General features: G+C 49.7%; 21 protein-coding genes. All 21 read right to left on the bottom strand.

Features of this window, described 5'->3' with window-relative positions; all coding sequences use genetic code 11:
* Nucleotides 1-102 precede the first annotated feature (102 nt).
* Nucleotides 103-1,506, bottom strand: coding sequence for an ABC transporter permease (locus ACTOY7_RS17445; protein WP_160283037.1), 1,404 nt, complete (start codon nt 1,504-1,506; stop codon nt 103-105).
* The gene (locus tag ACTOY7_RS17440) at nt 1,475-3,184 is read right to left on the bottom strand and encodes a COG1361 S-layer family protein (protein ID WP_300885328.1); all 1,710 of its coding nucleotides are present in this window, start codon (nt 3,182-3,184) and stop codon (nt 1,475-1,477) included. The genes ACTOY7_RS17445 and ACTOY7_RS17440 overlap by 32 nt, the downstream gene beginning before the upstream one ends.
* 41 nt (nt 3,185-3,225) lie before the next feature.
* Nucleotides 3,226-3,984, bottom strand: coding sequence for an ABC transporter ATP-binding protein (locus ACTOY7_RS17435; RefSeq protein ID WP_482671144.1), 759 nt, complete (start codon nt 3,982-3,984; stop codon nt 3,226-3,228).
* A 198-nt stretch (nt 3,985-4,182) separates the two neighbouring features.
* Nucleotides 4,183-4,947 carry a cell wall hydrolase gene (locus ACTOY7_RS17430; protein ID WP_482671145.1) on the bottom strand — a complete coding sequence of 255 codons (765 nt, stop codon included), beginning with the start codon at nt 4,945-4,947 and terminating at the stop codon, nt 4,183-4,185.
* A gap of 130 nt (nt 4,948-5,077) precedes the next feature.
* Nucleotides 5,078-7,435, bottom strand: coding sequence for a hydroxymethylbilane synthase (gene hemC / locus ACTOY7_RS17425; RefSeq protein WP_482671146.1), 2,358 nt, complete (start codon nt 7,433-7,435; stop codon nt 5,078-5,080).
* A gap of 100 nt (nt 7,436-7,535) precedes the next feature.
* A complete protein-coding gene (hemA, locus tag ACTOY7_RS17420; protein WP_300885331.1) occupies nt 7,536-8,762 on the bottom strand; it encodes a glutamyl-tRNA reductase in 1,227 nt (408 codons plus the stop codon).
* Nucleotides 8,763-8,907: 145 nt separating this feature from the next.
* Nucleotides 8,908-10,185, bottom strand: coding sequence for a glutamate-1-semialdehyde 2,1-aminomutase (gene hemL, locus ACTOY7_RS17415; protein WP_300885332.1), 1,278 nt, complete (start codon nt 10,183-10,185; stop codon nt 8,908-8,910).
* Nucleotides 10,186-10,187: 2 nt separating this feature from the next.
* Complete coding sequence (gene hemB / locus ACTOY7_RS17410; RefSeq protein WP_160283043.1) at nt 10,188-11,162, bottom strand: porphobilinogen synthase; 975 nt, start codon at nt 11,160-11,162, stop codon at nt 10,188-10,190.
* Nucleotides 11,163-11,169: 7 nt separating this feature from the next.
* Nucleotides 11,170-11,787 carry a precorrin-2 dehydrogenase/sirohydrochlorin ferrochelatase family protein gene (locus tag ACTOY7_RS17405; RefSeq protein WP_482671147.1) on the bottom strand — a complete coding sequence of 206 codons (618 nt, stop codon included), beginning with the start codon at nt 11,785-11,787 and terminating at the stop codon, nt 11,170-11,172.
* A gap of 160 nt (nt 11,788-11,947) precedes the next feature.
* Nucleotides 11,948-13,318, bottom strand: a complete 1,371-nt coding sequence (locus tag ACTOY7_RS17400) for a TrpB-like pyridoxal phosphate-dependent enzyme (RefSeq protein WP_160283045.1) — start codon at nt 13,316-13,318, stop codon at nt 11,948-11,950.
* Between the two features lie 619 nt (nt 13,319-13,937).
* Nucleotides 13,938-14,606, bottom strand: coding sequence for a uracil-DNA glycosylase (locus tag ACTOY7_RS17395; RefSeq protein ID WP_160283046.1), 669 nt, complete (start codon nt 14,604-14,606; stop codon nt 13,938-13,940).
* 16 nt (nt 14,607-14,622) lie between these two features.
* A complete protein-coding gene (gene hisF, locus ACTOY7_RS17390; protein ID WP_160283047.1) occupies nt 14,623-15,384 on the bottom strand; it encodes an imidazole glycerol phosphate synthase subunit HisF in 762 nt (253 codons plus the stop codon).
* A 96-nt stretch (nt 15,385-15,480) separates the two neighbouring features.
* Complete coding sequence (hisH, locus tag ACTOY7_RS17385; protein WP_300886117.1) at nt 15,481-16,086, bottom strand: imidazole glycerol phosphate synthase subunit HisH; 606 nt, start codon at nt 16,084-16,086, stop codon at nt 15,481-15,483.
* 27 nt (nt 16,087-16,113) lie between these two features.
* Entirely contained in the window at nt 16,114-17,544 is a 1,431-nt protein-coding gene (locus ACTOY7_RS17380) for an alanine/glycine:cation symporter family protein (RefSeq protein WP_482671148.1), read from the bottom strand.
* A gap of 185 nt (nt 17,545-17,729) precedes the next feature.
* Nucleotides 17,730-19,883: a Tex family protein gene (locus ACTOY7_RS17375; protein ID WP_482671149.1), complete on the bottom strand. Its 2,154-nt coding sequence runs from the start codon at nt 19,881-19,883 to the stop codon at nt 17,730-17,732.
* A gap of 330 nt (nt 19,884-20,213) precedes the next feature.
* Complete coding sequence (locus tag ACTOY7_RS17370) at nt 20,214-21,236, bottom strand: helix-turn-helix transcriptional regulator (RefSeq protein ID WP_482671150.1); 1,023 nt, start codon at nt 21,234-21,236, stop codon at nt 20,214-20,216.
* A gap of 271 nt (nt 21,237-21,507) precedes the next feature.
* Nucleotides 21,508-21,657, bottom strand: coding sequence for a zinc-ribbon domain-containing protein (locus tag ACTOY7_RS17365; protein ID WP_482671151.1), 150 nt, complete (start codon nt 21,655-21,657; stop codon nt 21,508-21,510).
* A 39-nt stretch (nt 21,658-21,696) separates the two neighbouring features.
* Entirely contained in the window at nt 21,697-22,083 is a 387-nt protein-coding gene (locus tag ACTOY7_RS17360; protein ID WP_482671152.1) for a magnetosome magnetite crystal formation protein family, read from the bottom strand.
* A 141-nt stretch (nt 22,084-22,224) separates the two neighbouring features.
* The gene (locus ACTOY7_RS17355; RefSeq protein ID WP_285824889.1) at nt 22,225-22,617 is read right to left on the bottom strand and encodes an SMI1/KNR4 family protein; all 393 of its coding nucleotides are present in this window, start codon (nt 22,615-22,617) and stop codon (nt 22,225-22,227) included.
* Complete coding sequence (locus tag ACTOY7_RS17350) at nt 22,618-23,472, bottom strand: HNH/ENDO VII family nuclease (protein ID WP_482671153.1); 855 nt, start codon at nt 23,470-23,472, stop codon at nt 22,618-22,620. It abuts the gene before it with no gap.
* A partial coding sequence (locus tag ACTOY7_RS17345) for an ATP-binding protein (protein ID WP_482672716.1) occupies nt 23,462-26,232 on the bottom strand: 2,771 nt, incomplete at its 5' end. The genes ACTOY7_RS17345 and ACTOY7_RS17350, both read right to left, overlap by 11 nt.

Here is a 26,232-nt window from a genome sequence, read left to right as displayed (position 1 = left end):
GGCAGAAATCATCTGCATGCTGAATACCGCGTCATGAAAGAGACAGCGTCCGTCCCGGTTCCGCTGTCTCTTTGCTTTTCTTTTCTGTTTTTCTACAGCTTCTTATTCATTCCGGATCGCTGCCAGCGGACTCAAACGCATGGCGCGCAGTGCCGGAAAGTAGCCGGCTACCATACCCACCAGCACGGCAAATCCCATGGATGCGGCCACCAGCCACACCGGTATGTAGGATATATCGCTGTCCAGTCCCATGGCCCCGCCGTGGGCAGTAACCACATTGATCGCAAAGGACAGCAGAAAGCTCAGGATATTGCCGGCCAGACCTCCGATAAAGCCGATAAACGCAGCTTCCAGGAGGAACATCTGCTTGATATTGCGCAGGCTGCAGCCCAGCACCTTGATGACTCCGATTTCCTTCGTCCTCTCATAGATGGACATCATCATCGTGTTGGCAATTCCGATGGCCGCTACAAACAGCGACACAGCGCCGATTCCGCCCAGCACCGCCTCAATCATGGCAAACTCCTGCTGTGCGCTTTTCAGGTATTCCGCATTGGTGCTGGTCCTGTAGCCCATCCCCTGGATGGTTGCGGCCAGATCCTCTACGTGATCGATATCATCTGCCTGCACCATGGCATTGGTATAGGCGAAGAACTTATAAGGCTTTCCCGTCTGCGTCTTAGGCTGTCCGGGAATGGCTCTTCCCCTGTATTCCTTCTGCAGAAAGTTTTTTAATGTCCAGATATCGCAGTATACGTTATAGGAACCATTCTTGTAGGTCTCGATTCCTCCGGACATCATTCCGCTGGCCTGAACCACATACTTTTTTGGGGCTTTCACCGGCGCGGAATTCCCCTCCGAACCAAATGTCCCAGAATTAGTACCTGACTGCGCGTTAAAATAGTCCTCCTGGCTCAAAACCAGGAACACTGGGTCCTTCATAAAATCAATATCCGGAAGCTGCTGCGTCTCCCAATATCCTTTGTTGGAACCCTTTTCATAAAAATCCATGGGAACCATATTTCCAATGACCAGTTCCAGGCTTGCAGAATTGGTTTCCGGCATACGGCTGCCCTCCACAAGCTCCATATTCTGCCTCTCCAGTTCATCCGGAGTCATGCCTACCAACTGGATATAGCCATAGTAATTTCCGCTCAGGATGACAGAGCTCATGGTAAGAGACGGAGTCACGCTTTTCACATGCTCCAGCTGTTCTATCTCCGTAATGGCATCATCGGTGACATATTTCGTCGCTTCGCCCTCCTCCGAGCCATTTGAAAAATAGTACATACCGCCGCCCGCATCCTGTCCGGTCACCGTAATGGCCGTCATGCCTCCCGCCTGCTCGATCTGCTTGTACATGGACTGCTGCATCCCAAGCCCAAGGGAGATCATGACTACGATCGAAGCCGTACCGATCACCACGCCCAAGATTGTCAGAAAGGTCCTGAGCTTTCTTTTTTTGAGGTTTCCGCTACTCATCCTCAGTAAATCGATCCACCTCATCCACTAAATCCTCCTCTTCTGCCTGTGCCCGTTTTTTCTTCCTTCTGCGGGTCAGAACCACGGCCAGAACAATCACCAGAATGACCGCCGCCGCAATGACAACCGGAATGACCGGAAATCCCTTCGCTTCCTCCGGCATCTCCCCCATCATCTCCATATCTCCCATATCCATTTCCATAGGAGCCGTCACCTGGATCTCGAATTCCTCCTCTCTGGAGGAGGGGTTCCCGGATTCGTCTTCATAGGTTACGACCATTTTACACTTTGTCCCGGGCATGATCTCGGATTCTCCGGTCAGCATCCCGTCAATGGTTCCTGTGGCGCCGGAATCCAGATTGCCCACAAATACTTCCTTGGCACTGATGCCGTCGCCCATGAACTTCACCTTTACATTGTAAAGCTTCACACGGCCGGTATTGTACAGGCTGCACATCAGATTTGCCTCCTGTCCCACCTCGATGCTGGCCGGCGACAGCTCGATCTCGCTGAATTCAAACCTGGCCGCCTGGTAGATGGGGATTGCCAGGCTGGAGCTTCCCTCGTACTGAGACGCATTAGAATCCTCGTAGAGCATGGACATATTGATGCTGTATGGCTTCTGCACCAGATCCGCCCTGGCATTCAGGTCAATGGCAACATCCCTCGTCTCCCCTGCCGGAATCTGGTCCAGATAAATGGAGCTGGCCCCGGATGAGGGCAAAAACGCCGGTGCTTCCGCAGCCGCTTCTGTCCCTGCGGAAGGCGCCTGAAAATCAAAGAGCATATTGGAAACTGCCGTTGTTGTAGATGTATTTTTCACGTGGACGATGAGCCGGAAATTGCTTCCCGCGTTCACGGCTCCCGGCTCGGTGTTGAATCCGGTCACAATGACCCGCGGAACCCCTTTCCTTTCATCAGAACCGCCTCCGCCTCCAACTGCCGAGATATCGCCGTTATATACGCCGCCTTCCCCCATGTCTCCCTGGTCCGGCTCCTCCGGCTGCCCGTCGGAGGGCTGATCCCCCGGCTGCTCGACTGACGGCGGGTTGATAATGATCGGAGGGTAGGGCGGATATCCCGGATCCTCCGGCTCGTTTCCTTTTGTCCCAGCGGTTTTTACATAGACAGACTTCTCGCATTCATATTCCTTTTTTCCATCGTCATAGGAAATGCGGAACACCAGCTTATAGGATTTGGTCTCCACGTCTTCGCGGACTTTCAGATCAGACCAGATAGCCTCTGTCGATTTTCCGGCCTGGATTTCTTTCAGCTCCTGTTCATAATTCATGCTGTCGATCTCAAAAGGCCATTCCTCCGCAGCATTAATGACGGGAGTGATCACTACGTTCTGCGCGCTGGAAACACCGCTGTTTTTTACGGTGACCGTCAGCTTATCCACCTTCTGCCCTGCCTGATATTGGGGGGTTGCCTGTCCGTTTCCTACGGAAATGCGGATCGTAGACAGGGAATTTCCGGAATCCGCGTCTGGCGGATCTGCTGTACCAGACACATTAGTCGGATTACCGTCCGGATCCGCCGTCCCTGTCGTCGCCGACATAATTCCCATACCCGAAACTCCTGCCGCGGCAGCCCATGTATGTGCCGCATCGTATCCTGCCTGACTATGTATCACCGGCACACAGGAAACCGCCAGCGACAGGCCCAGAAAAATTCCTGTCCATTGCTTCCATTTTTTCATGAATCCTGTTCCTCTCTTTCCATTTTCTACAGTTCCTTACTCTATAAACCTTCCTCGCCGCCGTCCAAACCATGCCTTCCTACACTCTCCAGATTGGGCGAATTTTCCTTTTGGCGGTTATCCTCAATCCTAACGATTTCGCCGTCTATGATATGAAAAATCCGGTCGGCATAAGTCGCCAGATGGTTATCATGCGTTACCATAACCAGTGTCTTTTTCTGTTCTCGTACTACCTTCTGCATCAGATGCATCACCTCTTCTGATGTGTGGGAATCCAGATTGCCGGTCGGCTCATCCGCAAAGATGATCTTCGGGTTCACTACCAGAGCCCTTGCCACACCGACTCTCTGCTGCTGACCGCCGGACATCTGATTCGGCATATGCTTTTTGTGCTTCCTCAGATTCACCAGATCCAGCATCTTGTCCGCTTTCCTGAGGCGGCTTCCTTTTGCCTCTCCCCGGAAGCTTAAGGGCAGAGCTACATTTTCCAGGGCGTTCATGGTTCCGATCAGATGAAATGACTGGAAAATGAAACCCACATTCTCCCGACGGAACTTTACAAGGCCATCCTCATTCAGGTTTTCCATATGCTGTCCGCTGACAATGACTTCCCCCTTTGTCGGCTTCTCCAGGCCTGCCAGCATGTTCAGAAGTGTAGATTTTCCAGAACCGGAGGTCCCGACAATCGCGCAGAACTCTCCCGGGTAAACCTCAAAGCTTACGCCGTTCAGCGCACGCACAACAGAATTACCCACCCGGTACAATTTATACAGATTCTTTACCTCAATTACCTTGTCCACTTTCCCCCTCCTTTCCTCTGCGTATTCTTAAAATTACAAACTATGTTTTTATTATATAACGAAAAACGTATTATCTCTACAAAATATTCTTAAGATTTCTTAAAGATTGAAAAAAAGCGTGCGTTTTGACGCACACTTTTTCATGCTTACTTATGGATCACGATTACTTATTTAATATAGAAGAAACTCCATCTGATCTTAATGGAAGAAATGATCTCCGATCTGAATTCCAAAGTTTCCGCATCCGAAGTAGAGACAATCTCCGATCGGATTGCTGCCTGCCAGCGCGTCCGCTGCTGCCTGCATAGCCGTATCTGTATAGCCGCCGCTGGCAAGAACGGTATCCAGCCATCCGCTCATCGCAGGCCCGAACTGTCCGGACTGATAGATCACCTCTGCAATGCTGTTTGGATATACAGCACTGCGCACCCGGTTCAGGATCACGGCTCCTACCGCAACCTGGCCCTCATAAGGCTGGTTGCCGGCTTCACAGAAGATGATGGCTGCAAGAAGTGTCTGATCGCTGGCAGACGCGCTGTAGGCTGCCATCTGCTGTACTGCTGCCTGCTCCGCTGCTGCCTGTTCTGCCGCTGCCTGCTGAGCCGCTGCCTGTTCCATCGCTGCCTGTTCCGCTGCTGCCTGCTCCGCTGCAGCGATCCTCTCGGCTTCTTCCCTTGCCTTTCTGGCCTCCTCAGCTGCTCTTCTTTCCCGTTCCTCTTCTTCCTTCCGCTTCATTTCCTGGTAGCGCTCTTCTGCCTCCATTGCTGCTTTTTTCAGATCCAGCAGTGCCTCCTCGGGCGCATCTGTAAATCCATAGGGCTGTGCAAGCTTGTACTCTCCCAGGAGCTTCATCTGTTCCATATTCATCATACGGTCTGCAGCTTCACTCTCAAATTCAGATGACATCACCAGACCGGTCGTAGCCGCCATAAGTAACGCAATGATTTTTTTATTTTGTATCATATACTCCAACCTCCTATTTTTTGCAAAATTGTAAATATTTTCTTATAAATTATATGTATATTTTTTCGAATTTATTACAATTATTACAAAAATATTACGTCGGCCATTCTAATACAAAAAAATCACTTTGTCAACTTATTTTAAAAAAAACTTGTAAAATACCAATCATTCCCTCATAATCAGCCCGGTCTGCTTCTGTGATCCGTTCCATACCGCATTCTTTCAGACATGCGGTCGTCTTGGGACCAATGCTGAATGCCCGGCACTGCTTCCATTCGTTTCCCGCAGCTTCCAGCAGGCGCCTTGCAGAGGATGCGCAGGTAAACAAGATTCCGTCGTACTCCTCCGGTTTTGGCAGCTTTTCCAGATCAGGCTCCACTGCCTGGTTCTCATAAACTTCAATTTCTTCGAACCGGCAGCAGTCTTCCAGTGCCGCTTTCAAATGTCTGTCTGCGTTTCCGGCTTTCAGATACCAGACCTGATCCTGGGGAGAAATCTGCTTTTTCAGCGCATCCGCCAGCGCGTCACTGTGAAATTCATCCGGGATCAGATCCGCGTAAAGCCCATGACCCTCCAGCATTTTTGCGGTCCTTCCGCCGATGGCCGCAATCCTGCACCCGGCCAGGCAGCGTATGTCCAGCCTGCTTTTTTCAAGACCTTCAAAAAATGCTTCTACCCCGTTTTGGCTTGTAAAGATCAGCCAGTCCGCCTGCTTCATTTCCCCTGCGGAAAATATCCGTTCCGCGCGCACGATCCTTCCCACCTGAATCTCATCCGCCGCCGCGCCCTGCTGCCGCAAAAGCGCTTTCAATTCGGTGGATTTTTCCCCGATTTTCGGAATCAAAAAGCGTTTTCCGAACAAAGGACGATTCTCATAAAAGTTCAGGCTGGTCCGGAGAGAAACCACCTTCCCCACCACAATGACCGCCGGAGAAACCAGTCCGGCCTCTCTGACCGTTTCCCCAATATGAGCCAGATCCGCCGTACAGGTTCTCTGTTCGGGAGTGGCGGCGCAGGAGATCACTGCTGCCTCCGTATCCGGAGACATGCCGGCCTCCATCAGCCCGAACGCAATCTCTTCTACCTTACGCAGTCCCATGAGGAAGACACAGGTTTCTTTTCCTTTTGCCATTGCTTCAAAGTCAATCTCCGCCAGCCCGTCCCTGCTGTTGTGGGCCGTCACTACGTGAAAGCCCTGTGCTTTTCCCCGGTGGGTAACGGGAATCCCGGCATAGGCCAGTCCCCCAATGGCGGAGCTGATTCCCGGGATCACCTGAAAGTAGACTCCTTTTTCCGCCAGGAACAGTCCTTCCTCGCCGCCTCGTCCAAACACATACACATCCCCGCCCTTCAAGCGGACTGTTTTTTCATACCGCATACTTTTTTCCGCCAGAAGCTGATTGATCTCCTCCTGCTCCATCGTATGGCGGTGATCCGCCTTTCCCACATAGATCAGCTCACAGCCCGGCTTTGCCTCGTCCAAAAGCTCCGGGGAGGACAATCTGTCATAGATAATGCAGTCTGCCTCCCGAAGCGCCTGCAGCCCCTTCACCGTGATCAGCCCCGGATCTCCAGGACCGCCGCCCACCAGTGATACGGTTCCTGCCATCTGGCGGCGGATCTGAGCAGCTGCTTCTTTTGCAAGCCGCTCCGGAACAGTTCCCCGGACTGCCGCATAAGCCAGCCTGCTCCCCGTCTCATTTCCAAACATGGCATCCAACTGATAGAGTCCGTCCGCTCCTTTCCTGCATACGGCTCCCACCGGAACATGACAGTCCCCGCCGATTTCACGCAAAAATCCCCTTTCCGCAGCAGCCGCCTGCTCCGTCTCTTCATCACTGAGCGCATCCAAAAGCTTCAAAAGCTCCGTCTCCCCCTCCCGGATCTCCAGGGCCAGAATTCCCTGGGCAGGGGCGGGGATCATCTCCTCCGGCTCCAGATACAGGGTGATCCGCTCCTCCATTCCCAGACGCCGGAGGCCTGCTGCCGCCAAAATGATGCCGTCCAGCTTTTCTTCTTCCATTTTGCAGAGTCTGGTGTCCACATTTCCGCGGATATTCACGACACGCAGATCCGGGCGCAGACGCTTGATCTGAAATTCCCTGCGTCTGCTGCCGGTCCCGATGGCGGCCCCCTTCGGCAGGTCCTCCAGCCGTTCTTTTTCCCGAAGGATCAGCGCGTCCCTGGGGTCCTCCCGCTTCCATGCCTTTGCAAACAGAAGTCCGGGCGCAGGATGGGAGGGCATATCCTTCATGCTGTGCACACCGATCTGTACCTCGCCGGACCATATTTTTTCCTCAATTTCTTTGACAAATACGCCTTTATCGCCGATCTCATGAAGGGGCTTGTCCAAAACCAGATCCCCCTTCGTTTTGATGATCTGGAGCTCAAATTCTTCCTCCGGATATGCCTGCGCAAGCCTGTCCCGCACATATTCCGCCTGTGCCAGTGCCAGCTTCGAGCCTCGTGTGCCGATTGTATACTTCATACATACCTCATCTCTTTCTACTGTTAAAATAAGGGACTGTCCCAGGGACAGCCCGCAAATTACAGGCTGCTTTCCAGCGCAGCCGTTTTTTCTGTTAAGATCAGATCTGAAAAAGCTGTCGGATCAACCGCTGATACTCTTCCTGCTCTTCCTCCGTATCCAGGCGTTTCAGCTCCCGGATCGGCTCCCGCAGAAGCCGCTGCAAAGAGGCATTGAGTACCTTTTTCAGCAATTTTTTCTCCCGTTCTCCAAGTTCCATCTTCCGGTTCAGATATGTATAGCTGTCCTCTACGATCTCCCCGCATCGCTGCTGCAGCGACTCAATGGTAGAGTCCATCCGGCTCTGCAACAACCAGCCCATTGTTTCCTGCAGCGCTTCTCTGATCATTTCCCGGCTTTTCTCTGCCAGAGCTTCCCTTTCCCTCCGGTGGCTGGCCGCAATCTCCTGCAGTGTGTCCAGGTTGATCAGCGTGACCCGCGGTTCCTCTGCAAATGCGGTATCCACATCCCTGGGCGCTGCCAGATCCAGCATGGTCAGGCGCCTTTTCGGTACAAAATCCTCCCGGCGTAGGACCAGATGTGGGGACGCTGTAGCTGATACTACAATATCACATTTTTTCAGAACTTCATATCTTTCCTCATAAGAAATGATTTCTATTTCAGGAAATTCCTCCCGCAGCCGTCTGGCATGCGCGTCTGTCCTGCTGCATGCAGATATGCGGACTGCCTGATATTCAAAAAGATATTTCAAAGCCAGCACAGCCGTTTTTCCGCTGCCGATCACAAGGATCCGTTTCCCGGCGATCCCGCAGGCTTCTTCCAGCTTCCGGATGCCGATATAGCTGACGGACAGCGGTTTTTCGCTGATCTTCAATCCAGTTTTGATCCGCTTGGCACAGGCAACGGCATCCCGGACAACCTTGTTTAATTCCTTGCCCCCGTATCCCATAGTCCTGGCGTAATCCAGAGCATCCTTCACCTGGCCCAGAATCTGGTCCTCTCCCAGAACAAGAGATTCCAGTCCCGCCGCAATCCGGAACAGGTAGACAAAAGCCGCCTCCCCCGAGAGCGTGACCAGATACGCCTTCACCTCCACAGCCGGAAACATTTCCTCGTAGATCTGACACAGCGCTTCACATTGTCTTTCTTCTATATAAAAATAAAAAACCTCGCTCCGATTGCAGGTGGACAGCACCATGCACTGCTGGATTCCCGCAGCTTCGGCCTTTCGGAAAAAATCCAGCTTCATCGCATCCGTAAACGCGGTTTTATCGCGGATATCAAGGCTCGCGTTTTTATAATTGATTCCCAAAAATCCAAATTGCATCCCGCTGTCTCTCCTTCTATCTGAAAAAACTTCCTCCGTCTGTTTTTCGCGTCACATGTAAGGAAATGCATGAAAAAAAACTTATGCCTCTCAACTTGTCTGCACAAGTTATTTTCCTACAGTTCCTAATACAGTTGAGACGGGTCTATATCATTCTGCGCAGGCAGTCCCGGATGACCCGGCAGGTGGTTTCGATATCCTCCCCGGTATGGGCATCCGATACAAACATCGCCTCAAACTGGGAGGGCGCCGTATAAATCCCATGATCCAGCAGATATCCGAAATATTCTGCATACCATGCGGTATCCGAAGATACAGCGCTCTCATAATCCGTCACCTGCTCCGGAGTAAAAAAGATGCTCAAAAGGGAGCCGATCCGGTTGACGCATACGGCCTCCCCGGCAGCTTCCCTGACTGACTCGGCGATCCGTACTGCCTTTTCCTCCAGCCTTTGGTAGATACCGGGATCTTCTCTGAGAATCCGGAGGGTTTCCAGCCCTGCTGCCGTCGCAATGGGGTTTCCTGACAGGGTTCCCGCCTGGTACACCGGCCCCAGCGGTGAGATCATTTCCATGATCCCGCGCTTCCCTCCGTAGACACCGATGGGCATTCCGCCTCCCACGATTTTGCCGAGAGTCGTCAGATCTGGCGTCACATGAAAATACTCCTGGGCGCCGCCAAGCGCCAGCCGGAAGCCTGTGATCACTTCATCAAAGATCAAAAGCGCGCCGTTTTGTTTCGTAATTTCCCGCAAAAATTCCAGAAAGCCGCGAGCTGGGGGCACCACTCCCATATTGGCCGCAACCGGCTCCACCACCACGGCGGCAATCTCTTCCGGATTGGCCTGGAACAGCGCTTCCACCGAAGCCGGATCATTGTACAGGGCCACCAGGGTATTTTTTGTATAATCCGCGGGAACTCCGGCGCTGTCCGGCACTGAGGTGGTCAATGCGGCGGAACCAGCCTTGACCAGAAGCCCGTCCGAATGCCCATGATAGCAGCCCTTAAATTTGACGATCTTGTCCCGTTGCGTATACCCCCTCGCTACCCGGATTGCGCTCATCACCGCCTCCGTGCCGGAGCTGACCAGACGACTCACCTCCATGGACGGGATCAGCTCCGCAAGCAATTCCGCCATCTGCACCTCTTGTTCCGTAGGCGCGCCGTAGGTCAGCCCGTATCCGCACGCCTCCCGGACCTTTTCGATCACTCGTGGATGGGCATGTCCCAGGATTCCCGGTCCCCAGGAGCAGACATAATCGATCATCTCATTTCCATCCACATCCACGATCCTGCTTCCATGGGCGGACGCTATAAACCGGGGTGTCCGTCCTACGGAGCCAAAAGCGCGCACCGGACTGTTCACTCCCCCCGGAATATGGCGTTTTGCCGCTTCAAACAGCTCTCTTGATCTTGTATCCATTTCTATTCTCCTTCCCGAATCCACCTTGCGGCATCCAGAGCATGATACGTAATGATCATCTTTGCCCCGGCGCGCTTTAAGCCCACCAAAATCTCCAGGACGATCTTCCTTTCATCAATCCATCCGTTTTCTGCTGCCGCCTTCACCATGGAATATTCCCCGCTCACATTGTAGGCCACCACCGGCACATTATAAGACGCAGTAATCTCCTTTATGATATCCATATAGGCCATGGCAGGCTTGGCAATGATCAGATCCGCCCCTTCCAGCAGGTCTTCCTCCACCTCCCGCAGGGCTTCCCGTCCATTTGCCGGATCCATCTGGTAGGTCCTGCGGTCGCCGAAGCCCGGCGCCGAGTGGGCCGCGTCACGGAAGGGCCCGTAAAATCCGGAAGCAAATTTGGCGCTGTATGCCATGATAGGAATCTGGACAAATCCGTTCCCGTCCAGAGCCTCCCGGATGGCCCTTACCCGGTTGTCCATCATGTCGCTGGGCGCGATGATATCCGCCCCGGCTCCGGCATAGCTGACTGCGGTCCTGGCTAAAAGCGGCAGGGTTTCGTCATTCAGGATGATCCCTTCCTTCACCAGACCGCAGTGTCCGTGGGAGGTATACTCGCAGAGACAGACATCCGCGATCACGATCAGATCTCTGTATTTTTCCTGCGATTTTATCAGACGAATGGCCTGCTGCACGATTCCCTGATCGTCATAGGCGCCGCTGCCCACTTCATCCTTGTGGGCGGGAATTCCGAACAAAAGGACCGACAAAATCCCGGCTTCCACGATCCGGTCCAGCTCCTCCGGCAGCCGGTCGATGGAATACTGGCAGATGCCCGGCATCGAATCCACCGGGCTGCACAGGTTTTCTCCCTCCATGACAAAGATCGGGCAGATCAGCTCGTCCACCCGAAGATGGTTCTCCCTCACCATGCTCCGCATGGCCGGGCTGACTCTCAGTCTTCTCATTCTCTCCATGATCCGTTCATCCTTTCCTCATATTTTGTAATATGATCTCATCTATTTTTTCAGAAGAAGGAACCTCACCCGTTTTCAGGCCCATCTCCAAAATTTCCTGATAGATTTTTTTTCTCATACTCTCCGAACCCAAATGTCTCAGCCTTTCCCGCAGGGCTCCCAATATTTCTGCCAGTTCCCCCAGCAGGGAAGTCATTGCCGGCATGGCCTGTGCTTTCAGATATTGGGAAATGAGCGGACTCTGTCCTCCGCTGGAAAACGCTGCCACCACTTCCCCTTCTTTCAGATAAGCAGGAAAGAGAAAGCTGCAGTCCTCCCTCTGATCCACCGCATTGACCGGGATCTTCCTATCCCGGCAGGCCCGACTGATCCGATGATTCTCTTCCGGGTCGCCGGTGGCCGCAACTACCAGCTCCTGTCCCGTCAGATCACAGCTTTCAAACCTTTTTTCGCGGCATACAATGCCTTCCTCCGCCCGCAGCTCCGGCAGGATGTCCGGAGCCACAACCGTGACCCATGCTCCGAATTCCAGGAGTGTCTCCGCCTTGCGCAGAGCTATCTTTCCTCCTCCCGCTATCAGGCAGGGCTTGTCTTTCAGCTCAATAAACATGGGAAAATATGACATCTGATTTTCCTCCTTACCAAAAAATCCCTGCCCATACAAATTCGTCTTGTATCCGGCAGGGACTTTCAAATACATTGTTACAATCCACAGTCCGATAGTGGAAGGAACTGTGGATTACAGCATGCGGTTCCGGCTGTTATATTACCTTCTCCGGAAATGCTCAGAACCTGGGAAGCCCTGCTAATCCGGCTTTCAGATCTTCATCCGTAGGAATATAATCGCTCATCTCACCATTGTGGAACTTCTCATAAGCATACATGTCAAAATATCCGGTTCCTGTCAGGCCGAACAGGATGGTCTTCTCTTCCCCGGTCTCTTTACATTTCATCGCTTCATCGATGGCGATCCGAATCGCATGGCTGCTCTCCGGCGCGGGCAGGATTCCCTCCACCCTTGCAAACTGTTCTGCCGCTTTAAATACGGAGGTCTGTTCTACGGATCTTGCTTCCATGTAGCCATCCGCGTAAAGCTGGGACAGAACGGAGCTCATTCCGTGATATCTCAGGCCTCCCGCATGATTTGCCGACGGGATGAAGCCGCTTCCTAGGGTATACATCTTCGCCAGCGGGCAAACCATACCCGTATCGCAGAAATCATACGCATATACGCCTCTGGTCAGGCTCGGGCAGGATGCCGGCTCAACCGCGATAAACTGATAATCCGCCTCGCCCCGCAGCTTTTCACCCATGAACGGAGATATTAATCCGCCCAGGTTCGAGCCGCCGCCCGCGCATCCGATGATGATATCCGGCTTGATGCCGTATTTGTCCATGGCCGTCTTGGTCTCTACACCGATGATCGACTGATGGAGCAGGACCTGATTCAGAACGCTGCCCAGTACATAACGGTATCCCTCTGAATGGGTGGCAACCTCGACCGCTTCCGAGATGGCGCATCCAAGACTTCCTGTGGTTCCCGGATGTTCTGCCAGGATCCTGCGTCCGACCTCTGTCGTCTCTGACGGTGAGGGAGTCACGCTGGCGCCGTAGGTGCGCATCACTTCTCTCCGGAACGGCTTTTGCTCGTAGGAGCATTTTACCATATACACCTTACAGTCCAGGTCCAGATAGGAGCATGCCATAGACAGCGCGGTTCCCCACTGTCCGGCTCCGGTCTCCGTTGTCACGCCTTTGAGGCCCTGTTCCTTTGCGTAAAATGCCTGTGCAATAGCGGAATTGAGCTTGTGGCTTCCGCTTGTATTATTTCCTTCGAACTTGTAATAAATCTTTGCCGGAGTCTGCAGCTTTTCCTCCAGGCAGTACGCCCGTACCAGCGGCGACGGACGGTACATCTTATAGAAATCCCGGATCTTTTTCGGGATCTCGATATGACGGTTGTCATTGTCCAGCTCCTGCTTCACCAGCTCTTCACAGAACACCATGCCAAGCTCTTCGGCTGTCATCGGCTCGTGAGTCCCCGGATTCAGAAGCGGCGCCGGCTTGTTCTTCATATCCGCGCGGACATTGTACCAATCCTTGGGCATCTCACTTTCTTCCAGATAAATCTTGTAGGGAATCTTGTTCTCACTCATTGTTTTATTCTCCTTTCATTTTCCGCAGATCCTGCGGCCTTGACGCAGCCGCGGCTTTCTTCGGGATGACCGGCTTTTGTCCGGTTTCTATATACCTTATAGGAACTATGCAAAAATAACTTGCAATTTTTCGCAGTTCCTACCGTTTTCTCCTGCATAATAAAAAGCCCTCATCCCACACAATATCATACTATTGCAGGGACAAGAGCTGTACGAATCTAATATCGTGTCCGCGCTCCTGCGGTGCCACCCGGCTTGGTGCTATAAGCACCCTCTCATGCATACTGACATATGCGCCTTTGTTAACGGAGTACTCTCTCCGGCTATCCTACTGCGGATCCTGTACCGCTCTCCTGCCGCCGCTTCAATGTCATGCGGTCCGATACGCTGTAACAAGTATCCCCTTCAGTTCGCCCTCAGAAGCCCATTCCTCCATGCCCTGGCCCGCTGCAATCCCACCGCCTGCAGCTCTCTGTGCGGCAGAAACAAAAAGTACTTGCTCTTCCTCAACGGTTTAAAAAAACTTTACCACACACGCCGGAGACTGTCAACCCGTTTTTTTGCAAAAAATCCCTGTACCGTCCGTAAAAACTGCCGTCTGCCGCACTGCTGTTTTTGTCTAGTCAATCTGCCAGTCGATCGGCTCCAGACCGTGCTCCTCCAAAAATGCGTTGGTCTGGCTGAACGGTCTGCTGCCGAAAAATCCGCGTGCAGCGGAAAGCGGACTCGGATGGGGCGCCTTTAAGATCAAATGCCGCGGATTGTCCAGCATCCTGGCCTTTCTCTGTGCAGGCGTGCCCCAAAGGATATATACGATGGGCCGATCCTGCGCGTTCAGAGCCATGATCGCCGCGTCCGTAAATTCCTCCCAGCCGATCCCCCGGTGGGAATTTGCCTGGTGTGCCCGCACGGTCAGCACGGTATTCAGCATCAGGACACCCTGCTCGGCCCATTTTGTCAGGCATCCGTGGTTCGGGATGGTACAGCCCAGATCGTCATGAAGCTCCTGGTAAATGTTGACCAGTGACGGAGGAACGTTCACTCCCTTCTGCACAGAAAAGCAAAGCCCGTGTGCCTGACCGTGATTGTGGTAAGGGTCCTGTCCCAGGATCACCACCTTGACCTCCTTTAACGGGGTCAGATGAAACGCATTGAAAATGTCATTGGCCGGAGGAAAGATCAGCCGTGTATTGTATTCCTGCTTGATTGTCTGGAAAAGCTGCTTGTAATAAGGCTTCCCAAATTCCTCTTTTAATACTTCGTACCAGTCTCCGTTGATTCCTGCCATTCTTATGTACTCCTCCTTATAAGCGTACGGAAATTCCTTCCTTCCGAAGGTACTCCTTCACTTCCCGGATCTCCAGTTCTTTATAGTGGAACAGGGACGCCGCCAGCGCCGCGTCGGCTTTTCCTTCCGTCAATGCATCCCGAAAGTGCTCCAGGGTTCCGGCCCCTCCCGATGCGATGACCGGAATGGAAACATGCTCCGCAATGGCACGGGTCAGCTCCAGATCATACCCTGCCTTTGTCCCGTCGCAGTCCATGCTGGTCAGCAGGATCTCGCCTGCCCCCAGGCTTTCTACTTTTTTCGCCCATTCCACGGCATCCAGTCCCACGTCAATACGCCCGCCGTTTTTATAAATGTTCCAGCCGCTTCCGTCTGTCCTTCTCTTGGCATCAATGGCCACGACCACACACTGGCTTCCGAACTTCTCCGCCGCGTCATGCACCAGCTCCGGCGTATTGATGGCGGAAGAATTGATGGAGATCTTATCGGCCCCCTCCCGGAGCAGCGCCCGGAAATCCTCTACCGTCCGGATGCCTCCGCCCACGGTGAACGGGATAAACACGCATTCCGCCACCTTGCGCACCATGTCCACGACCGTATTCCTGTTATCGGAAGACGCCGTGATATCCAGAAAGACCAGTTCGTCCGCACCGGCCTGATCATAGGCCTTTGCAATCTCCACCGGATCTCCCGCGTCTTTGAGATCTACAAAATTCACGCCCTTTACCACCCGTCCCGCATTCACATCCAGACAGGGGATGATTCTCTTTGTATGCATCGCTTTCTCCTGCTTTTTTATCGTATTGCCTTTAACGAACAGCAGACCTCAGACCCGTCTGCAGCGCAGACTATCCGCTGCATGGCAGCTGCTGTTCTAAATATTCACAAAATTACTCAGTATCCGCAGTCCCACTTCACTGCTTTTTTCCGGATGGAACTGGCACGCAAATACATTTCCCTTTTCCACCGACGCATGGATATGTACGCCGTATTCCGTAGATGCCTTCACGATCTCCTCTTCTCCGGCTTTCAGATAATAGGAGTGTACAAAATACACGTAGGACTGCTCCGACACCTGATCAAAAAGACGTCCGCCATGCTCCAGGCGCAGGGAATTCCATCCCATATGCGGAATTTTCAAGCCTTCTTTCGAAGGAATCCGCAGGATCTCCCCCGGCAGGATTCCAAGGCCCGCAACTCCCGGCGCCTCATCGCTTCTCTCAAACAAAAGCTGCAGCCCCAGGCAGATGCCCAGGAAAGGCGTTCCTTTTTCCACTGTTTCCCGGATAACCGGCACCAGCCCGCGGCGTTCCAGGTTACCCATGGCGTCCCCGAAGGCGCCGACTCCGGGAAGCACCACCTTGTCCGCCGAAAGGATCTCCTGTGCGTCATCCGTGATCTTCACTTCCTCCCCCAGAAGGAGCAGCGCTTTTTCCACACTTTTGATATTGCCCGCGTCATAATCTATAATCGCAATCATATTTCAATCACTTCTCCCCTGCAGTCCTCACCAATTAAGCTTGGATTTCTCCCCGTTCCCTGATTTCTCTCCGATCCCTGTCTTTACCACCGGGATCGGTGTGTCGTCCTTCGCATCCAGGTTGTTGATGTATTTCTTCGTCTCACTGGCAATGATCGGTGAGAGCAGAAGAACCGCAACCAGGTTCGGAATTGCCATCAATGCGTTCAGGATATCCGCAACCGTCCATACCAGATCCAGTGCCAGTACAGGAGCAACCGCCGCAACCAGGATATACACTACACGGTAAGGAATCAGTCCCTTCTTCCCCGCAAAATATTCCACGCTCCGCTCTCCGTAGTACGCCCATCCCAGGATGGTAGAGTAAGCAAAGGAAATGATTCCAATAACCAGGATCACAGGCCCCAGATATGGAATCTGAGCAAATGCCATGGAAGTCAGCACACCGCCGTTGTCAATCTCATTTGCATTGATCGTCGGGTTCTTCATGATGGTCGTCACCAGAACCAGCCCGGTCATCAGACATACGACCACCGTATCCCAAAATGTCCCTGTGGAAGAAACCAGCGCCTGACGCACCGGATTCCTGGTCTGTGCCGCTGCCGCCGCGATGGGCGCGGAACCCATACCGGACTCATTGGAGAACAGTCCCCGGGCAACCCCGTACTGGATCGCAAGCTTGATCCCACCGCCGACCAGACCACCTGCCGCTGCCCCCGGTGTAAATGCCAGCCGGAAAATGGTTGCGATGGCCGGGATGATAAAATCATAATTGATACACAGGATGATGATACATCCGATCACATAAAAGACGGCCATAAACGGAACCAGCCGCTCGCACACTCTTGCGATGCTCTTGATCCCGCCGAAAATAACAATGGCTGTCAGAACCGCAATCACGAGTCCAACGATCCATTTCGGAATGTGCAGATTTTCGTTACAGACTGTCGCAATGGCGTTGACCTGTGTCGCGCATCCGATCCCAAAGGACGCAAATCCTGCGAATACCGCAAAGATCACGCCCAGCCACTTCATGTTCAGGCCCCGCTCCAGAGCATACATGGCGCCGCCCTGCATTCTGCCGTCCTCTGTTTTGACACGGTATTTTACCGCGATCAGGGATTCCCCGTACTTGGTCGCAATCCCAAATACGCCGGTCAGCCAGCACCACAGCACGGCTCCCGGGCCTCCCATTGCAACCGCGGTTCCCACGCCGATGATATTTCCGGTTCCGATGGTGGAAGCCAGGGCCGTTGACAGCGCCCCGAACTGGCTTACCTCTCCCTCCGCGTCCGGATCCTTTATCACGGAAAGCTTAATCCCTTTGGAAATGGTCTTTCTCTGGATAAATCCTGTCCGAATTGTCAGAAATACATGGGTACCGAGCAGCAGGATGATCATCCACCAGTCCCACACAAACTTATCAATATCATTGATGATCGCACTAATTGTTTCCATCTGTTTTTGCTTCTCCTCTCTTGTTCCTTTTTAAGTCAGCGCTTCAACACTTTATCTGTATAAAGTGTCGGAAATACAAACAAAGCATACATTATTCCGACTGTTGCCAGTTGGCATAAAGTATGCCTTGCTATGGTATTTTACATCATTTATGGCTATATTTCAAGGATTTTCTGGGGTTTTTGCTAGGAAATCCCCCGCATCGTCAGTTGGATCCTCTTTTTCTTCAAGTCCACGCTCATGACCTTCACATCCACGATATCGCCCACGCTCACCACTTCCAGCGGATGCTTGATGAACTTCTCCGTAATCTGGGAAATGTGTACCAGCCCGTCCTGGTGTACGCCGATATCCACAAATACACCGAAGTCGATCACATTTCGCACTGTGCCCTTTAAGATCATGCCCTCTTTCAGGTCCTTCATCTCCAGCACATCTGTCCGCAGGATCGGCTTGGGCATTTCCTCACGTGGGTCACGGGCAGGCTTTTCCAGTTCCTTTACGATATCCCGCAGAGTGATCTCTCCGATTCCCAGTTCCTCCGCCAGCTTTTTGTAATCCTTGATGGTCAGAGATAATCCCACCAGCTTGCCGCCGATGATGTCCTCCGGCCGAAAGCCCTGCTTTTCGAGAAGCTTTTCCGCCGCCTCGTAGGATTCCGGATGGACGCCAGTCGCGTCCAATGGATTGTCCCCGCCCTGGATCCGCATGAACCCGGCGCACTGCTCAAATGCCTTTGGTCCCAGCTTGGCAACCTTTAAAAGCTTCCTCCGGTCCGTAAACCTTCCGTTTTCTTCCCGGTAGGTGACGATATTTTTTGCGAGGGTGCTGCTGATCCCGGAAATGTACGATAACAGCGGGGCGGAAGCGGTATTCAGATCCACGCCGACTTTATTCACACAGTCCTCCACCACGCCGGTAAGGGATTCTCCCAGCTTTTTCTGGTTCATGTCATGCTGGTACTGCCCCACTCCAATGGACTTGGGATCAATCTTCACCAGCTCAGCCAGCGGATCCTGGAGCCTTCTCGCAATGGAAGCAGCGCTCCTCTGCCCTACGTCAAACTTCGGAAATTCCTCGGTCGCCAGCTTGCTCGCGGAATACACGGAAGCTCCTGCCTCGCTCACGATCACATACTGCACCTTCTCCGGAATTTCCTTCAAAAGGTCTACGATGAACTGCTCCGATTCCCGGGAAGCAGTGCCGTTCCCCAGGGAGATCAGGGTGATATTATATTTTGGAATGATCTTTTTCAGCAGGTCTTTTGATGCCTTGATCTTGGCCGGGGTAGTCGGCGCTGTGGGGTATATGACCGTGGTCCCCAGCACCTTTCCTGTGGCATCCACCACAGCCAGCTTGCATCCGGTACGGAACGCCGGATCCCAGCCCAGCACCACCTGCCCGGTGATGGGCGGCTGCATCAGAAGCTGGTGAAGATTCTTCCCAAACACCTCAATGGCTCCGTCCTCCGCCTTTTCTGTCAGTTCGTTTCGTATCTCCCGCTCAATGGCCGGACCGATCAGGCGCTTATAGCTGTCCTCCGCGGCTGCTTTGAGTACCGGTGTAGTGATGGGATTGTCCTTGCGGATGACCTTTTTTTCCAGATAACGCAGAATGTCCTCCTCCGGCGCCTCCACCTTCACAGTCAGGAACTTCTCCTTCTCCCCCCGGTTCAATGCCAATATCCTGTGACCTGCCAGCCTGCTCACCGGCTCTTCAAATTCATAGTACATCTCGTATACAGATTCCGCTTCCGGATCCTTTGCCGCGGAGATCACCTTACCTTTCCGGGCGGTGGTATTCCGGATCCAGCTCCGGTAATCCGCCTCGTCGGAAATGGATTCGGCAATGATATCCTGTGCCCCGGCGATGGCTTCCTCTACGGTCCTGACTTCCTTTTCTTCGGAAAGATATGCCTTTGCCGTCTCCTCCAGAGGTTCCTTCGTCTGCTGCAGGGTGATGAGGGCCGCCAGCGGTTCCAGCCTCTTTTCCTTGGCAATCGTCGCACGGGTGCGCCGCTTCGGGCGGTAAGGACGGTATAGGTCCTCCACCACGACCAGGGTCTCCGCCGCAAGGATCTGGGATTTCAATTCCTCGGTCAGCTTCCCCTGTTCCTCTATACTGGACAATACCTGCTCCTTCTTCTCCTCCAGGTTGCGCAGATACATCAGCCGCTCATGGAGCTTCCGAAGCTGCTCGTCATTGAGGGAGCCTGTGGCTTCCTTCCGGTATCTGGAAATAAACGGGATCGTGTTGCCTTCGTCGATCAGCTTCACCGCCGCTTCCACCTGCCAGAGCTTTACATCCAGTTCCTGTGTCAGTTTTTGATTAATATCCATAAAAAATCTGTACCTCTCGTATCTGTTCAAAGCATACACAGATACGGCCTTTCTTGTCAATCTTTAGAAACAGTTTCAAAATAAAAAGTTATTTCATGACAGCTTCTTATTTTGAGACAGTTCCTTATATCCACACTAAAAATAGAATGGATCCCGTGAAATCCATTCTATTATACAGGAAAGTTTTTCAATTTTAAAGATATGCGGGGGCTTTTTTTCTTCTTTTTGCGCATATGGAGAAATATCCTTTGCGGTCTGTATAAGTTATTTTCCTACAGTTCCAAATGAAACGGCTGAACCGTTTTGTACTTTTTTCTTTCGGTAATGGTTTTATTCATACTTCGCCAGCATTTCCTGAAGCATGGTTTTCATCTCCTGCCGAACTTCCGGCGGTCCTGTAACTTCTACCATGGTTCCCTGGGTCAGCAGCCACATCAGCGCTCCTCTTTTATAGACCTCCGCCTCCACAAGCCACGGCGGGCCCTGCTCGGTCAATATCGTTTCCCTATCCGCCGTAGGCAGTCTGTCAAGGACAGAATCAATACTTTTGCCGGTATACTTAAATTTTAGCTTGATTCGCTCGCCCATATACATGAACTGAATCTGTTTGCGGAACTCTCCTTCCTCGAAACGGTCGCTGTCTTTTATCTTAATCTTTTCCTCAATTCTGCGGTGTTCTTGAATCCTGTCAATTCGAAAGACGGCCGGATACTTGTATTTCGGCACATAGGTGCCTCTTTCATTTTTTTCTACAATATTGGCATTCAGGTAAAAATAATATTCCGAAAATAAAATTGCCAGCGGCTGAACAACATACTTTACAACATCTGTGGAAATATCCTGCTTCTGATAAGTCATCTCCAGCAAATTGTTTTTTTCAAGGCCCGGACCGATTTCCTGTGCTATATTCCAGAGTTTACCATCAATATAAGATCCATGACTGGCCTCTTCATAGTGAAGCTTTTCATTGCCGATCAGCTTGTTTACCAGATCCATACTCTCCTTCGGCACGCATCCGTTGACAATCTTCTTCAGTATGCTGTCAATCTCTTCCTTTGTAAACGCCCTGCTCTCTAATAAAATCTTGCTCACGGCAAGAATCTCACTGTTAGACAGCAGCGTATCTTCCAAGCCGTTCATGGCATGACCCTTTTTTTCCTTCTCATATCCCACTTCCCGCATATCCGCGTCTGTTATTCTTCTCTCCTCAAGAAATTCTTTAATATCCTCTATGTCCCGCTGAATTGAACGTTCACTTACTCCATAATCGACTGCTGACTCTGCTTTATTGACAATCTTGCCCTCAGAAAGTTTTATGTAAAGATCCAAAATCCTATAAATTTTATTTCCCACGATTTCCTCCTCTATGCGGCATTTATACAACTGATGAAAACAATGCAACGTTTTTTGAAATAATCGAACAGTTTTGTTCCCGGAAATTTATATCTCAATTCTTTTATACATACACTTTTCATGTCGCTTATATTAGTATAGCATAAAATCACATCTTTCATCGCAAAAATATTTTTATTCTTAAAATAAGATAGTAATCACATGTATTTCTAGTAGGAAATAGAGCGGGCAGAAATCCAAGATTTTTCTGCCTGCTCTATTAATTATCTCGTCAATATAAAATATTTTTTCCGCATTTCGGACATACTGCACTTTCCTTTGGAATCTTACTTCCACATTTCGGGCAAATCCGTTTTTGCCGTTTCTGTTGATTTTTCTTCCATTCCGGCGGTATCTCAACTTTTGGTTTCAAATTCCCCATCCGCCGCTCCTCATTTCCATAAAAACTCTTCATGATGATCTAAAACATATCATTCGAATTTTTGATAATCGTGATATGGCCTATAAATGGAACTCTTTTGGCTTCTCCACGAAATGCCGCAATCATATTCATGATTGCCACAACGCCGATTGCAATGGAAATTGCAATCGTAATGAATGATATGATCCCCGCCAGCCCAAATGAAAATGACGCCATAAGCATTGTCGAGAGAATTGTTCCTACGAATGTAATTGCCACCTCCGGTATCAGCAAAAGCAGAATCTGGTTTGCGTGGAATCTCGCAAATTTGGATTCGTTCATTACAATCATGGGTAAAAAGAAAATGATGTAACCCAATCCTGCCATCATCTTATTCTTTTCGATGTCCTTTGCGTCAAAGGCGTTTTTGGTATTGTTCTGTGCCATCTCTGTTTTCCTCCTTAGAATCAATCGTTAGTTGGTTGGTTGAGTATTAAGTTGAATAAGTTGGTTATGCCTCCTTCCTGTATTCTTTTTTCATTATATAATTTGAGATGGACAGATTCTGTCATTGTATTACTTTTAAAACTATTTTTCTTTCAAGTATTCCGCCAGGCTCCCTGCAATCAGTTTGGCATCACAGTTTGGCATTGATTCATAGATTTTTCCAGACGATTCCTGCCAGATCATGATGCCATCAATCCCCAAGTTTTCTACAACATACATATCATGCTTTATCTTGTCATTTACTTCCCACTCGCGTTTGGTGACTGAAATAACATTCCTGTCTTTTGATTTTGCGATTCCAGTCAATTCAACATTTTCCGCTATTACTGCTCCATATTTCAGTAAGTATTCTTTGTATTCTTCTGCCAAAGTAAGTTTTAGTTCATTTTCGATATTCCTGATATCTTCTTGCTTTGCCGGTTCTAAAAACAACAAATCCTGAAGATTATCCACGATCTCTGCTATCTGTGACATTTAATTCTCTTCCTCCTCTGAATTAGCTCTGTCTTTCCAGTGTTCTTTACGCTCTTTACCGAATTCTGTCCTGTCGATCTCACTCTCTTTTGTTTTATTATGGAGAATAGTATCGTTTCCGGTTCCCCGATGTTGTTCCATAGTAAGCTCTGCGAGCAGACTATCTTTTTTCTGGCCTATGTGATGCAGTTCTACTCTCTCCCCATTTTTTGTAATGGGCGGTAATCCTCTCTTCATTCTTTCTTTATTAGAAATGCCATCTTCATCTGTCTGATTCATGTCAATATCTTGTCGTATCAAACATTTTTTACCATTGATTTCGACCTCTTTCAAACCTGCTTTCATATAGATTTCTGCCTCTTCCATAGAGCCAATATTATTAATGATTTCATCGGACCATCCTGTCTTTTTCTGTATTTCTTTTTTCTGTTCTTCTGTTAACCCTTCGTTTCCATCTCGCCCCTCACCTGGTTCCCGAGAATCTGTTTCATTCGCAATTTTTGATTTATCATTTTCCCCATTTGTTTTATCCGAGCTATTATTTTCTAAATGGAAATTGTTTTCCATATTATCCGGCATATCTGTATTTTTTTCAGTATTGGGAAGCTTAACAACCGTTCCATCCTCCAACGTTATAAAGTCGGTTTTCCTATCCTGACAAGAATTACTCTCTGATTTCTCCGCTTCTTTTCCCTCCAAATTATCATCAGACTCTATTTGAAAAGCTTCTCGGAATTTTTTAGTCAACTCACTTGTTGAAGGAACATGATATTCTCCTTGTTCTTCCCAGGAACGTTTTATTTCCGGAATTTCAGTCTCAGAAAGCTGAAAGCTGTCTTGAAACTTACCTATCATTTAATTTTTCCTCCTTCCATTTTTCATCCAGAAGATGATCCAGCAAAATCTTTATCTCTGAGCTTCCGGTCAACTGCATGTTCCGGTATGCGATCAGGCATAAAATCGTAAGACTATATTGGTATGGAAATGGAATAATCGACGGTGTAAGATTCTTAATCAAAAAGTATTTTTGCTGTTCATAGTCAAATTCCATTTTCATCATATCAGAAAATACAGAATCCGCCGAAAATAATTCATAGGCTATGGCTGACGCAGAATTCAGCTTCTTAGGCAAAGGTGTCTTTGTATATTCAAACAATTCTCTTTTTGCAGATACTGGCATATCACAATAAATCACGTCATCATCTATCTGGTCAATAAGAAGATCAAATTCTTCCGCAATTAAATGGCTGATAATATTTCCTTTTACATTTTTTCTAAATCTCTGATTATGACATCCAGCACAATATGCTTTTTCCTCACAGGCATACCTCTTGATTCTGCAAAGCACCGCTTCCAGCCAATCATTTTGATAAACTACAGCTACTCCCTTATTTAACTTTGAGAGTTCTGCAATCTGTTCATCATTTAAGCCAACAGCGCGTCCTACAAGTTCACGGTCAGAATAATCCGGCAGACGCATAATAATTTTTGTATTTGTATTTCGAATTGCCGCCATATCAAGTAATCCAGGAGATTGATCCGCAATCACGAAACCTTCTCCATAAGTGCGCATCTCAGCGATTGCATTTGTGAGCATTTCAACTGATTTTCCCAGCACATTCGAACCTTCTGTACATTGTTCGGTAGACGTTCTTTTCAACAGGTTATGAGCCTCTTCCAATACAGTCACATGATTAAGCCGCATATTCATACCTTTGCAACTGGAAAGTCTATATTCCTGCAATTTCATGATCAACAATCCCATAATAAGAGATTTTGTCTCTGATGATCCTACACGGCTCAAATCGACAATCACATTCTTATCAAATAATTCCCGCGCAGACAACTCTTCCGATGTAAAAAGGAGTCCGTTAATCCCATTTGTCAAAGATCGGAGTCTGGTTGATAGAGCGCCTTTATAGTCACTCTTATTGTCATTTGAATATTGTGATTGATCCATTACTTTTTCTATTTGCTGCAAGACATCTGTAAAATTAGGGAACAGCTGTTTGGAATATTTGTTTTCTGATTGCTTTAAGTCCCATCCTGCTTCTATGTAGGATCGCTCAATCGCGTCTTTTAAAACCGCTGGCATCGCGGCATACATCGGCCAGCAAACATTAAAAATCTCAACCAGCCTGTCCAGGTGCTCGTAAATATGTACTTCCTCAGGAAAACTGAATGGGTTAATTCGAAGTAAGTCAGTAAGTAATGGATTTGTGCCATATACTGTTACATCTTCTCTATTACCAAAAATATTTTTATATTCGCCTTTCGCAGGCTCAATCACAAGAAAATGAACATCATTTTTTTCCAGCTGTGCAAGAATCTGATACACTGTATTACTTTTTCCCGCCCCTGTAGAACCTGTAATAAACGCATGCATTGTCAGACTTTGCAAATCAAGCTCTACGCTTGTATCCGTGTCTCTGCCCAAATGATTAATTTTCCCCAGTTGGATATTCTGTTCCATGTCTTTATCATAATGATACATGATTTCCTGAGCGAATAGGGCATGTTCAATGACTGGCAAGCCTTTCACGGATGTCCTCGGAAACCCCATCTGAATAGCAAGTTCATTTGTACTTACTAATGATGTAGGATCAACAATCGACTGCCGCTCAACGGTATTCTCTGAAAATTGATAGCAAAATACAGGATGCAGAAAATTTGTTACATATCTGGCAATTTCTTTGACTTTCTCTTCATCTGTCCATGTATTTACCGCTGAGATTTCTAAACCGCTTTGATTTCCTGAAACCAATGAGCGATACATATTTGCGGCAGTTTCAGCTTCCGCGGCACTTTCACCGAGAAAATAGGCCGCAAAATCCCACATTCCGATGCTTTCACATTCCTCCAGGCGTTCCATCTGTTTTTCCAGTCTCTGGAGCATATTCACTAATGACCTGTTCTGAACATTCAAGGTAGCCGCCTGAGAACTGCCAAAAGTATCTGTCAGTGCCTTTGTATGAGCAAAATTTGCTGATACACTTTTCCCGGTATTCTCACTGTATTGAGTCCCTGTCCCAAAAGACAGTGTTTTTGTTGAACTTGTATTTTCACTAACAGTATTTCCATTGCTTGTTGACTCGTTCATGCCAAAAGTAAGATTTTTAGAAATCGAATCAGATACAGAATCCGTGTGAGAAATTCCATGTGTTTTACCCCGGGAGACACTTGCGGAGATTCCTCTATTTGTATTACCTCCAAGTGAAAATAGTCCGATATTTATGCCTGCATTTATACCGGAGCTGGAAAAGTTGCCTTTCGTATTTGTCAAGCTTTCAGATTCATTCACACTATCTGCCAATCCTGTCGTATGACTTTTCCCAGTGCTCAGAGAGGCACTGTTTCCAATAGTCTCAGTTTTTGTGCGGGCCAGCCCTATCCCCTGAGTACTTGCGTCTGCTTCCCCCCTGGTTATACTGATACCCGCAGTTTCTCCTCTTGACTCTGTTTCCGTATTGCCTTGTGTATCACTGTCGGATATACTGGAACTATTGTTAAGACTATAGTTATACTGTATATTTGCGAAAGGAGACAGAAGCGTATAGATGCGCTCATATTCCTTTCTGGTATCTATCAAATCACAATGTTCAAGATTATTCGCAA

Source organism: Schaedlerella sp. (genome assembly GCF_056796775.1).
The sequence above is the reverse complement of the archived record's forward strand: the minus strand, read 5'-3'. Positions and strand labels throughout refer to the sequence as shown.